Here is a 13,453-nt window from a genome sequence, read left to right on the forward strand (position 1 = left end):
GCTATATTTAGTTATTCCAGAATTCATTTGATTTAAAATAAGGGTTTTGGATCCCGTTTTCAGCGGGGATGGGCCAGGTCCAAGCTCCTGCGTCAAAATCAGATTTGCTCATGGGGTACTCTGTAAAATAACCATCCATTACCTTTCCGGTTCTTACCAGGTCGAACCAGATATGCCCTTCTCCTACCAGCTCCCGGATCCTTTCCTTCAAAATGATATCTCCCAAAGGTCTTTCATTATCTTTCGGATCATTGGGGTATGCTACTGCATTAGATCTTTCGCGTACCATATTCAACAGCAGGATCGCCTCGGGTGCCTTGCCCAGGTTATTGAGCACTTCCGCTCTCAACAGCAACACATCAGGGTATCTGTAAATGATAAGGTTATCATCAAAAATGAAGTTGTTCTTATCTATTACATTTGAATACTTCAGGAACATGGTTTCTACATTTCCTAATTCAGGTTTATAAAACCAATTGCGCATCCGCTTATCAGGATTACCGGAAATATCTTCTCCATAAAATTGTTTAAAGAATTTTACAGAATGGAACCAGTCAGAAGTTGAATAGAAATAGTAGGGGTCATGCAGCATCCAGTTGGCAAACGTAGCAAACCGTAATGACTCATTATAGTTTTTATCCAGGTTAAACTCAAATACCCCTTCTTCAGATTTTCCTTTAAAAATGGCATGGAATTCATCCTTATCCATAGGCAGCAATTTATATACTCCTTTCTCTACAATTTCTCTGGTAGCTGCTTCTGCTTTATTCCAGTAGGATTCCTTATTAGCCGGATCAAATCCAGCCTTCCACATGTTCATGTGTGCCATTACCGTCAGTGCAGCGCCTTTGGAAGCCCTCACTGCACGGTCGGTAGGATCATTATAGGCCCAGGGAAGGTGTGCTGCTGCTTCTTCCATATCTGCAATGCATTTATCCAGCACTACCATAAAATTTTCCCTCGGCTTAGGTGTAGGGTCTACCGGATCGGTAGTATAAATAACATCTCCATACAATTTTACCAGGTAGAAGTAAGTGAATGCCCTTACAAACAAGGCTTCTCCCACATACTGGTCCCGGATAGTTTTTGACATGATATTATCCGGTATTTCCGGTATGTTGGCAATAGCTACATTACAAGCGGCAATTACTTTATAAAAACCTTTCCAGTTCAGGATACCTTTCAGGTTCCAGTTGTCCGGATAAGCTCCTATATCCTTCAGCTTATTTGGAGCTATCGCCAGTTTGTACAGGTTGTTCTTGGTCAGGTTATCATAAGCTACCCAACCTGCACGTACATCGCCTGCGGTGATATAGATGGTACCTTCTTTTCCCAGCTTGTCGAGCAACAAAGCATAGCAGTTGCCCACCGCTGCCCTTACGTCCGACTCCGATTTCCAGAAGGCAGTAGAAGACAGCCTGTCTATCGGCTCCACATACAGGAATTTCTGGCAGGAGATGGTACTGCAGACCATTACTGCGGATAATATGAAATAAGTTATTCTACGCATAGCAACTGTACTTTTAAAACTCAACATTTAAACCCAGGGTAATACTTCTGGCAATTGGATAAGAATCTGCACGGTCTTTACCCAGATCGCTGACGTTCTCCGGATTAGGTCCTGAATATGGAGAGAAGATGGCCATATTGTACAGGGTGCCATAAAAACGTACCCTGCTCAGGTTTACCGCCCGGAGTGCTTTCGGATCTATCGTATAGCCGATGGTGATCTGATTGATCTTAAAGTAGGAGCCATCCTCCTGGAACAAACTCTGATCATACCGATAAGCTGCTACATCACGGATCTTGGTGTAATCATCCAGTGTAGGATACGTGGTGACATCCCCCTGATTTCTCCAGAAATTGTATTTCCCTACGTCAGGAATACTATACCTGGAATCAAACGGATCTCCTGCTCTGCTCAGCATAGATGCGAAGGCATTATTGTAAATACTGCGTTTGTAGATAAAGGAAGCGTACATAGAGAAGTTCCATCTTCCCCAGGTGATACTCTGGGATACCCCTCCATTGACTAATGGTAATGGATCGCCCACAATCGTTCTGTCTTCATCAGTCAACCGGTAGTCGCCATCCACATCTTTCCAGATGGGGTCACCTCCCTTGAACTGGCCGCCCGGAGAGATAGTGGAGTAACGGGTACCTAAAACAGGATCTACCGGTACATTCTTATCGGATGCATACACCCCCTCACTCTGGAACATATAGTTGTTGAAAATATTACGTCCTACTTTCAGGATCAGCCATTGGTAGTTGTCATAATCGTAATAGATGAATTGTTTGGCATCTCCGTCTATCTTCAGCAGGCGGTTCTGATTGATCGCACCATTGATATTCATGGTCCACTGTACCTTGCTTTTCGGGCTTAACGGCCTTACCGTCAGGTTTATCTCATGACCATAGTTCAGCAGGCTGGCACCATTGATCTTTACATTATCATACCCTGTGCTAGTAGGCAGGAATACGGAACGTACCAGGTTGATCGTTGTTTTGGCATAACGGTCGTAGTTAATTGCGATTCTGTCTTTAAACAAATTGAGGTCTACCCCGAAGTTCCATTGTTTGGATTTTTCTGCATCCAATCTTGGGTTAGGCATATTGCTGAACACCGGTGAAATACGTGGGTAGTTGTTGTAGGTACCAGACTGGTAGAACTCGCCCAGGGAAGCAAAGATATCTGCTGACGGGCGGCTGTTGATACCATACGTAAAACGGATTGATCCATAGGACAGCCATTTCAGCGGCTCCAGAAATTTCTCCTTGGAGAAGTTCCAGCGGCCTCCGATAGAAGGATTAGTGGTAAACTGGTTTTCTATACCGGAAGCAGAGTTACCATCGCGGCGGTAAGAAACATCCAATACATATTTCTGGCTCAGGTTATAGGAGAACATACCTGCAATAGACGCTTCCCGGTATTTGATCACATCATACAAACCGGTACTGTCATTTGCCTTAAACCCTAATGGACCGAGGTAAAAATCGCTGGGCCCATTGTACAGTTTCCGGTACATATTCTGCTGGTTTTTCAGCATTATTTCATTAAATACGCTGAAGTAAAAGTTATGTACTTTGTTCAGTGTCATACTATAGTTCAGCTGGTTACGGTTAATCAGCTGATCGCGGCGTCCGGTAAAAGAGATAAGTGCTGTGCTGTTGTTGTTGGCCAGCGCCTGTTTAAACTGGTCGCGGGTATCGGTATAATACTCATAAGACAGGGAACTGCTGGCGCGTAATCCTTTCAACAGTTCATAATCTACGCTCACATTGGAGCGCATGTTCATGGTATTATTATCATCTTTAGCTGTTTCAAGTCCTATGTATTCCGGGATGGCCACAAAGAAGGAAGGTGCAGGCAGCAAAGAAGATTTAAAAGCATCTCCTGCCCCGTTATCAGAAAGGCCACCGCCATTTCCTCTTTGTTTTTGTCCCCAGCCGGTAAATACATTCGCATCCATCCGCAGCTTACGCGTAGGCTCATAATGCATTTGCATGTTCAGGTTATACCTGTTAAAGCCGGTATTTTTCATGATCCCCTTATTCTGGGTATATCCCAGGTTCGCCTTATAGTTCAGCTGTGGAGAACCACCTTTAATACTCAGGTTATGCGATTGGTTGTAGGTATTCCGGAAAAATATGCCTTGCCAGTCGGTAGCATTATTGTAAAACGGATTCAGACTATCTGCCAGGAACGGGGTCCGGGAGATGTTATAATAATCATCCAGTCCGCCATATTTTTCAATAGCGTTGATACGGAAGTTACGCTCCCCCATCCCACCGATAGTACCACGCAATGGCGGGGTCATGTTATAAAACACCTGGCTCTGCAAGGTAATCACAGGCCTCGGAGAGTTACCCCGTTTAGTGTTGATCACAATCACCCCATTTGCTGCACGGGACCCATACAGGGAGGTCGCTACCGCATCTTTCAATACATCGATAGACTCTACATCTTCTGGTGGGATCAGTGACAGGGGGCTGGTACCAGGACCTCCCTGATTGAAGGCCATATCAAAAGCTCCGTTTTCATCAACAGGCACCCCATCAATAATATATAATGGAGAACTGGGCGACAGGAACTGGTTATTCCCGGTACCACTCACATTCAACTGGGAAATACCGCGGATGGCTACGCTACCACGAAAGCCGGGAGCGCCGGTATTATTCTGCACATTCAGCCCCGCTACCTTTCCCTGCAGCAATTCTATCACACTGGTTACAGGAACATCCTGAATGTCTTTGCTGGAAATGCTGGTCACCGCACCCGTTACTGTTTCCCTTGTTTTTTGCTGATAACCGATTACCACTGCTTCCTTTAAGGAACTTACGGAAGGGCTGATCTGTATATCTATTTTAGTGCGGCCTCTCACACTTACTTCCTGCGCCTGAAAACCGATAGCAGAGAAGATCAGAATATCATTTGATGCCACCTTTACACTATACTTACCATTTGCATCTGTAAGCAGCAGGCCTTTGTTGGCCAGCCTTGATTTGATAGTTACACCCGGTACTGCCTCCCGGGTATCTTTGGCAGTAACCGTTCCCGTTACAGTGATAGTAGCACCATCTGTTTGCGCCATCGCTGCCAGTGGCAACATCAGGCACATACAACATAGTAACCTGTAGCACAACATATTTGCAGCTTTTAAAATATTGTTCATGTAGTTTTTTTTAAAGTGCCGGTTAATTAGTCATTTTCGAACTTCGGAGTCTGGTGACGGTATTTGAAGATGATCTCCCAATCTCCCGGTTCAAAAATGGCGAACTCGAATGTGAAGCCTTCTGTTACCCGCCGGTTTCCAAATGCCAGGCGGTTATAATTGAACACCAGTTTAACCCGTTCTCCCTGGGCAGCTCCCACAGCCGGATAAGGATAAGGCACATCATACGTCACACCGGTTTCTGTGACACGCAGATTAAATCCGATCTTACAATCCCCCTGTACGCGGCTATTATAGAAATAAAGGCTGTCCCAGCGGGTCTTATTAAACATGAGCGGATTAATGACGGTGGAATCTTTATCATAGAATTTGAACGAAAGAGAATTCCCATTTCCTTTTTTATGAAAGTAAACTGCAACAGAAGTATCTGTGATCAGCTTGTTATCCATTGTTACCCCACTGGTATTTGTTGGATTGATCACCACCGGGGATCCATCACTTTTATACTTTTGCCAGCCTGATACCGCGTCTATATTATCAGACGGCGAATATGCCCTGGGGCGGAACAGGTTCAGGGTATTATTTTTAAAAACGCGGCTGTTGCCATTGTTTTCCACTTTGATATCAAACAGGTATCCTGCACCCGGTTGTGGTTTGATCAGATTGGTATCACTGAATTGCCAGAAGATGATCTCACCGGAGTTTTTCCTGATATCCAGCACAGGATGTTCTGCTTCCTGTTGCTTATCATATATTTCCTGCAAAGAGTTTTCTTTGCCTGTATAGGCTTCTTTCCACTCTTTCACTTTTACGAGCGTGCCTAATTCCGGTGCAGCGCTGCTATCAGCAGCATGCCTGAAATTGGTGAGTGTAAATAACAGCGGGCGGGTAGACTGGTCTGAATTGAAAATGCCCTGGTAGATCATTGTACGCCCCATCACCGGATCAAAATTGTCGCGGTTGAAGTTGGCTTTTTCACTGAGGTAATCCATTTCAGCAGGCACTTTGGTACACGACATCCACCCGCTCACGAGCAACATAGCTGCCATTGCACCTTTCCATGATATTGATTGCTTGTGGTACATATTGTATAGGTCAATTAACGGTTAATGAATGTAACAAAGGAGCTGAATCCGAATACGTGATTAGGTTCCAGCAGATGCAGCACCCCATTCGTTGTGATCAGGCTGGACGTTTTAACGTAAGACGAAGACCAGTCTGTTCTGAAACGGGAAAAGTTTTTGTCGCTGAACTGTATCCTTTGTTTGTTGGTACTGGTACTGCCGGAGGTACTTTGTTTTACCAGGTCGGCATGCATTTTATACGGCGAAAAAACATCATCTCCTGTTTCTTCACTGGTATGCCAGTATCCGCTCATCGTAACCAGGTCTACCCCATCTGCAAAACGGATGGAATCCGGCGTAACGATTCCGGCCACCATATATCTGCGCATCAATGTATCCCATACCGGCAATGGTACGCTGTCAATGATCCAGGCAGCCTTACCGCTCCTGGTGCGTGTTACGTTAATGTTCTGGATAGCAGTAAGGATGCTGATATCCTGTGGCGCAAAAAACGTCACTGAATGATTGATCAAACTATCTTCCAGTTGCGGAAGTTTATGCAGTATATACAACAGGCTGTCGTACGTACCTGTTTGTGCTTTCAGAAAATCGAGGCTGTTCTGGTTGATATTTACTACAGGTGTATCCTGTTCATAAGGGCTGGCTTCTTTTTTGCAAGCCTGCAAAACACAGCCCCATATTATTACAGCGGTAAAAATGTGTATGATCCGTTTGTTCATTCCCGTAGGTTTACTTCCAGTAATTATTTTGTATCAGTTGTGGGTTTTGCTGCAAAGCTCCTGACGCCACCGGCCAGTATATTGCTCCGGCCGCCACCTGGTCGGCTGTTATTTTAGTATAGTCAGGTACTTTCTTAAACTGTATCAGATCATACCAATGCCAGCCTTCTCCCATCAGCTCTCTTCTCCGCTCTTTAAAAACGGCTTCGATGACGTCACCATCAGCGATCTCAAAATCAGGCAATCCTCTGGAGCTGCGTACCTTGTTGAGGTTCTCTACCGCCTGATCCGGTAAGCCTATCTGCATGGCAGCTTCAGCAGTTAACAGATACAGTTCTTCCAACCGGAATAATACAATAGCAGAAGCATACACCGGGAATACAGGTCCTTTTACAGAGTTATCTATTTTATTGATCTTGCTGAAAATGGGTTGTCCATCATTGATATTAGCAAAGTAGCTCACTGCCCGCTGGTCCTTTTCTTCGTCAAAAACACTGAGGATAGTATCTTTCGGCACATAGATCTCTGCATAGGATTTAGGTACTAAAGGCAGTCTTAAAGTCCAGTCTTCTATACAACCTGCCCGGGAATATTCCTGGTTGTCAAAGCGGAAGCTCAGCGCCCAGATCACATTGTTATCGCGCCCGCTGAAAGTACCTGAACTGGATACACTGGTAAGCAGGTCGGTAGTAGTAGGCTTGTATTGGGATAATCCCATATTATTCTGGATGATGCTGCAGTATTCATAGGCTTTCAGGTAATCCCCTCTCCAGGCATAAGCATGTGCTACCACGTCATAGGCTACACCTTTGGTAGCCAGTCCGCTCCGCCAGAAATTCACGCCATTACCATTGTAAATATCTTCCGGTTGTTCCGGCTGGCTGGCAGCAAACAGCCAGGGTAATTGTGCAGCAGCTTCCAGCGATTCGGTGATCACAAAGTCCAGTACCGCTTCTTTAGGCGTACGGCTCCGCAGCTCAAAATTTTCGCTGTTGGTAGTAGTAATCAAAGGCACATCTCCCCAGATCCTTACCATATAAAAATAAGCGAATGCACGTACTGCTCTTGCCTGGGCAATATCTACACGTAATTGTTTTTCGCTGTAGCGTATATCCTGTGCCTTTACTTCCGGTAAACGCTCAATGCACAAAGTAGCGTGGTTGATCACCGCATACAGCCGGCGCCAGTCGCTCCACTCCTCCATAGCCGGATAGCTGGCCAGCAGATTATTTTGCAATACAGCCATCAGATCCGGGCGTTGTTCTACCGCAAAATCACCTCCCCGTATTTCTCCATGTGTCCAATATGTTTTTTCGTGAGCCAGGGCTGCACGCAACAGTGCATAATTACCCATGGTAGCGGCTCTGGCATCATTTACATTGCGAAAGAAGTTTTTATCTTCTACCAGGTGCTCAGGTGTTACATCTAACATTTTCTGGCAGCTACTGAAAATAAAAATACCCAGCAGGTACACTATAACCGTTCCTTTCCTGATTATCATAATAGCTTTCCTTTTTACTTAAAAATTAAAATTGCAACCAACGGTGAATGAGCGGGGAATAGGCAACCCGTAGCCGGTATTATATCCACGGAAGTCTGTCAGCTCGGGATCTCCGCTTTTATATCCGGAAAGTGTAAATAAGTTGGTGGCAGCTACATATACCTGTGCCATATTAAACTTATGCTTTTGGAAAAAACCGCGATCGGCCATATCATAAGATAAGCGTGCGCTGCGCAGTTTTACGAAAGCCGCATTTTCCAGGAAAAGACTTTGGCCAGCCTGATAAGGATCTATTGCCCTCCAGGGATTGTAACGGGGGATGTGATCGTAACTGGCAGGCAAGGTCCAGAAAGATTGTTCCTTAATGGAACGGATATCATCCGGAGCCGACCTGTTTACAAAGTCGAAGCGTCCTGCCAGTTCTTCATTGATCACTTTTTTGTCCCAGGCACAGGTAAATAACAGTTGCAGGTTAAATTGTTTCCAGCGGATATTGTTTTCCCAACCACCGTTCCAACCGGCAGAAGCTTGTCCCATCAATACCCGGTCGTTATCATCAATGATATAATCGCCATTGGTGTCTGCCCACTTCGGATCACCTTTTTGCAAGGCGATACCTTTATAAGAGAGCTTCTTACCCGTAACCGGATTTTCAGGAACGGCATCATCCGATTCGAAAATACCCTGGTTATCCAGCAGCCAGTAACCATCTACCGGACCACCCACACGAATCTGCCTGCCCCCTGCCATCAACCTGTCCTGTACTCCCGGCAGTGCAACCAGTTTATTATGATTACGGTTGATCCGGAAAATACTGTTCCACTCCAGGTCTTTTGTACGCACCGGCGCCACGCTCAACTGCACTTCTACCCCGCTGTTGCGGATATGTACCCCATTCTGATAGGTACCATCAAAACCATATTCGTGTGAAACAGGTATTCTGAACAACTGGTTTTTGTCATCTTTACGATAAGCATCTACTGCAATACCAATACGATTGTCCAGCATGGAAATATCCCATCCGGCATTCAGCATATTCTGGTAAGGCCAGTCGGTATCATATGCATTAAAACCATTGCTGTAGGATCTGCTGATATAACTGTATCCCATTACAGTAGCCATATTCTGAGATCCTGCCCAGTTGGCATCCACCGTCATATAAGGGCCATAGCCATAATTGTCTGTTACATACAAACGGCCGATACGTCCATAACTAAGACGCCATGTCCATTGGTTTAACCACCTGTTGCTCTTTGCAAATTCTTCCTGCTGCATATCCCAGGCAGCTCCTGCTGTATAACCCGGGAACCAGGGATTATACTTGAAATTGGAAGAACCATCATTGCGCAGGTGCAGCATCAGGTGATATTTATTACGGAAAGTATACTGTGCATCCACGAATACACTGATCAGGTTTTGTTTGGAATAATCCAGGTAGTTGAACAACAGCTCGGTGATGTGAGACGCACCATTAGGTTTGTAGATTTTGATCACGTCCGTGCTGCCCTTGTATCCTTTGTCATATTCAAAACGGTAGGAATCCCATTGCAGGTTGTTTCCCAATGTAAAGGCCAGTTGATGCGCTCCCCAGTCGCCCAGGTACTTCAACCTGTTTTCTATTAACAGGCGGCGGTCTACCGCAGCATAGTTAGAAATGAAGTTTGTATTATCAAATAAAGCCCTTGGATAAAATACATCCCGGAAATCCTGCTGATAATCTGCTGCCAGCCTGGTGCTGAACAACCAGGATGACCCCAGGGCAATTTCCCCCTGTACATATCCACGCAGCGAGTTGGCCTTATTTTTATCAAAGGATTTGCTTAAATCGGTTTCATACTGTGCCAGGTAAGATTTGTCTGGCGACAGTGGGAACTCCAGGTTAGGCATATATTCTATCTCCGCATACCTGTCGCGCAGATACCTGTTGCGGTCCCTGTTCATAAACGAAGCACTGATCCAGGTAGTGATCTTGAGGTTATTCATGGGTAACAGATTCAACCCAAAGGATACATTGTATCTTTTGAAAGCAGTCTGATCCGCCACACCATCTTCTGATTGTGTACCCAGTCCAAAGCGGAAATTAGCCATTGATCCTCCTCCCCGGATATCCGCATTGATACCATAGAGAAAAGCATTACGATAATAATTATCCCGCCAGTTGGCCTTTCCAAAGTAATAGGCATCTGTAGAATCAGCCAGGAAAGTGGGAAAGTTCCGCCACTCTTCCGCACCCGCATATTGCTGATAAAAGGGCAGACGGAAATCACGTTCAAATTTGGCATTCGACATGGCCGGCTGTGTACCTGGCGTAGCTATGCCTGCATATACATTCACATTTACCTGCTGCTTACCCGGCGCAGGCTTTTTGGTAGTGATCAGGATAACCCCGTTTACCGCTTGCGGCCCGTAAATAGCCAGGGCACCGGCATCTTTCAGGATCTTCAGTGATTCAATATCATGGGCAGCAATGCCTGCAAGCCGGCTGATCTCAGATCCCGGCTTATTATAATCAAAACGTTTCAGGTCGTAAGCACCCGGATAATCCGGTAATAACGGAATACCATCCAATACAATCAGTGGCTGTGCATAGTACAGGTCTTTATTTGTCAGGGGAATAATACCCATCCCCCGGATAAAGTTCAAGCTGCGTAAGCCGGGCTCACCACTATTATTACGTACGTCAATACCCGTTACCCTGCCATTCATCAGCTGGTCTACACCAGTAAAAGGTAAAGAGGTAACGGTAGACAGGTCCAGCGTTGACGTAGCAGCTGCAGCAGGTTTTACGGAAAACTTTTTAAAGTCGCTCAGATTGGCGGTAGCCGTATCCTTGTTCCGTGAAGTCTGTGGCTGTACTGATTGCGCCTTCAGCGCGCCTGAAAAGGCAAAACATAAGACTGCTCCCCATACAGGGAACTGGTATAATTTGTCCATATTATGTGGTTACATGAAAGCAATAGATATCCTGCCCGCTATTGCAACAGGTTATTTGGCATTTTAAAATATGATGGCTGACTAAGTAATTACAGGCATGACAACCTTATCATACCTTAGTTGATATGTGAAGGGATCAGGTGAAATTTCTACATAATGGTTTATTTAATATTCTCTACTGGTTGATAAAAGCGACAACTTATTTTTTCTTTTTTCCTTGCTACAAGTGGTGTATTTGTTAATTCTCTGCTAAAGTATATACTATTTTAACCAATACATACCTTAATATTCACCATTCACTATACTTTCTTCGGAACACAAAAAAACATTTTTACAAAATTTTGACAATTCATTTTGGATGTGGGGAAGGGCAGGAAGCAGGTTGCCGCTTAATTATCGGGATAGGGCTAAAATAACTATTTTCCGGTATTTGTATTCAGGCAATAGTCTGTATTTTGCAAGATACCCGCTTTATTACAGTATGATGATACGTTCCATTACTTTTCTACTTTGTTGTTTGCCCGTTTTGCTCCAGGCCCAGTCTAACCTTTCTGTAGAAGTGACCGATAAGTATGTCAGGTTTACCAGCACCAGTGCATTTGGATTACGCGGCACCCGTACCCAGATTCTCCGACCCAGGGATATTGCCACCTTCAAATACCTGGGAGGTCCTTTTTCAAAAGATAAGTACCAGGTGTATTATTACACTGATATATTGCAGGAAGCAGACCCTGCCTCTTTTTTCTGCCTGGCCAGCCAGGAAAACCTATACCAGGAGTTTAACCTGTTTCCCCGGATGAAATCAATTATAGGCGCTGATGAGCGTGCGCTCTATTTCATGCCCACCTTTGGCAGCATTGGCGGATATGTAGAGCACGTTACTAAAATGGACCGGAAAACATTTGGGATGATCAGCGTGATGGATTCTATCAGTGGTTGTTACCTGGTAAAAAATAATGACAGTCTTTATTTTATTACACGGGACATGTATGACAGGGCCAATGTAGTACCTGCGGATGCAGACCTGAAGGAAAAGCATCTCAAACTGCTGGGAGGCGGGTATTATCTGAAGGGACAGCTACTGTGTTATCTTTTCTCTCCCATCTACCAGGTAAAACCGGGCAGTATGCAGGTATACGGGCAATCAAAGTATATTACTGACGGCAAAAGGGTATATTATTATAAATATAAGCTGGAGACCTTACCTGTAGATTATAAGACCTTTAAAGTACATCCGGTATATAATGCCTTTGCCATGGATAAAAATCATTATTATCTGAATGGAGAAGAAATTTCGCCTTCCTTTTATTCTTATGAAGTAGCGAAAGAGATATTTGGGAATATGCCTGTTGGTCCGGATAAACATCGCCAATACCTGCGTATGTGTATGGAAAATTATTAAAAAGGCGCTTGTACACAGCTGATGCAAGCTGGCACAAACGCCTGTAAAATATACACTAAACTAAAACTACGCAGTCTTCAATTAATAAGGACGGATCAGCTTTACAGGAACACCGCCTTTACGTTTGCTCACATCCGCAGCCTCCATAAAAGCGATCATTTCCAGCGTTTCTTCCGGCCTTACCGGTACCACACCTGTTTTAAAGAACTCGGTGATCTGTAATACCAATGGCTTATACGATTCAAAATTACCGATCACCGCATTTCCTTTTTCCCCGAATGCATTACCACCAAAAGCGTAGGTACCATTCCGGGTACCTCTCAAGCTGCCTATACGTCCGCCTTCCCATACGCCAGTAACCAGGTCAGTGCTTTCAGTATATACCCTTGTCACCTGCTGGCAACCGGTGCCCAGTAATGCAAACAACATTTCCACACCATGTATACCATACCAGAAAAGATCAGGATGTGTTTTTTCAGTAGGAGCAGGTGTAAATATATCTACCCCGTTGACCGTTCCGATCTGCCCTTTTTGCACTTGCTGTATACTATCGATAAAACGTAAGGCAGAAGAAGAAAATGTAGGTACATTGTATTGTTTTGCCGCTTTAAAGATCGCCTTGGTATCCGCCAGGGACGCGGCAATAGGCTTATCTATAAAGACTCTTTTTCCGGATTTAAAAACCGGCAATGCCTGTTCCAGGTGACGGCGGCCATCATTGGTTTCCAGCAATACCACATCTACCTTCTCCAGCAGGGAGGCAATAGAATCTGTGATTTCCACCCCCAATGCCTTTACCTTTTCTGTGTATTCCGGAATTGTCTTTACACTGGAAGGGATATCCTTACTACCCTGTGGGTAGGCAGCCACGACTTTAAATCCACCATATGCAGGATCTGCATTGGCATCATTCAACATTTTGGTAAACTCCACACTGTGTGAAGTATCCAGCCCAATAATACCTACCCTGGTACCTGCTTCGCCCCTGCTTTTGGCAAAAAGGGAATTTACCTGGCTACCCAATCCTATACCCACTCCTGTTAATGCTGCCGCTTTAAGAAACTGGCGGCGGCCCTGTGAATATTGTGTCATAGTATTTTTTTATGCAGTCTTTTACTGCCTGTTTGATAAAATTG

Annotated in this window: 8 protein-coding genes; 1 reads left to right on the forward strand and 7 read right to left on the reverse strand. The window is 44.8% G+C overall.

What is annotated here, in order from left to right:
* Positions 1–7: 7 nt before the first annotated feature.
* Genes ABR189_RS11720 through ABR189_RS11745 form a run of 6 tightly spaced genes read right to left on the reverse strand, consistent with a single transcriptional unit; the run spans position 8 to position 10,915 of the window.
* Positions 8–1,510, reverse strand: coding sequence for a RagB/SusD family nutrient uptake outer membrane protein (locus tag ABR189_RS11720; RefSeq protein WP_354660680.1), 1,503 nt, complete (start codon positions 1,508–1,510; stop codon positions 8–10).
* A gap of 13 nt (positions 1,511–1,523) precedes the next feature.
* A complete protein-coding gene (locus ABR189_RS11725) occupies positions 1,524–4,676 on the reverse strand; it encodes a SusC/RagA family TonB-linked outer membrane protein (RefSeq protein ID WP_354660681.1) in 3,153 nt (1,050 codons plus the stop codon).
* A 26-nt stretch (positions 4,677–4,702) separates the two neighbouring features.
* A complete protein-coding gene (locus tag ABR189_RS11730; protein WP_354660682.1) occupies positions 4,703–5,761 on the reverse strand; it encodes a DUF5007 domain-containing protein in 1,059 nt (352 codons plus the stop codon).
* Between the two features lie 14 nt (positions 5,762–5,775).
* Positions 5,776–6,480 carry a hypothetical protein gene (locus ABR189_RS11735; RefSeq protein WP_354660683.1) on the reverse strand — a complete coding sequence of 235 codons (705 nt, stop codon included), beginning with the start codon at positions 6,478–6,480 and terminating at the stop codon, positions 5,776–5,778.
* A 10-nt stretch (positions 6,481–6,490) separates the two neighbouring features.
* Complete coding sequence (locus ABR189_RS11740) at positions 6,491–7,981, reverse strand: RagB/SusD family nutrient uptake outer membrane protein (protein WP_354660684.1); 1,491 nt, start codon at positions 7,979–7,981, stop codon at positions 6,491–6,493.
* Positions 7,982–7,999: 18 nt separating this feature from the next.
* Positions 8,000–10,915: a SusC/RagA family TonB-linked outer membrane protein gene (locus ABR189_RS11745; protein WP_354660685.1), complete on the reverse strand. Its 2,916-nt coding sequence runs from the start codon at positions 10,913–10,915 to the stop codon at positions 8,000–8,002.
* Between the two features lie 481 nt (positions 10,916–11,396).
* Between ABR189_RS11745 and ABR189_RS11750 the strand changes: the two genes are divergently transcribed.
* Positions 11,397–12,317 (forward strand): DKNYY domain-containing protein, encoded by a 921-nt coding sequence (locus ABR189_RS11750; RefSeq protein ID WP_354660686.1) that lies wholly within the window; start codon positions 11,397–11,399, stop codon positions 12,315–12,317.
* An 81-nt stretch (positions 12,318–12,398) separates the two neighbouring features.
* Here ABR189_RS11750 and ABR189_RS11755 read toward each other — a convergent pair whose 3' ends face one another.
* Complete coding sequence (locus ABR189_RS11755; RefSeq protein ID WP_354660687.1) at positions 12,399–13,409, reverse strand: Gfo/Idh/MocA family protein; 1,011 nt, start codon at positions 13,407–13,409, stop codon at positions 12,399–12,401.
* Between the last annotated feature and the right edge of the window lie 44 nt (positions 13,410–13,453).

Origin of the sequence: Chitinophaga sp. H8 (assembly GCF_040567655.1) — a bacterium.
In the GTDB taxonomy this organism is placed as follows: domain Bacteria; phylum Bacteroidota; class Bacteroidia; order Chitinophagales; family Chitinophagaceae; genus Chitinophaga; species Chitinophaga defluvii.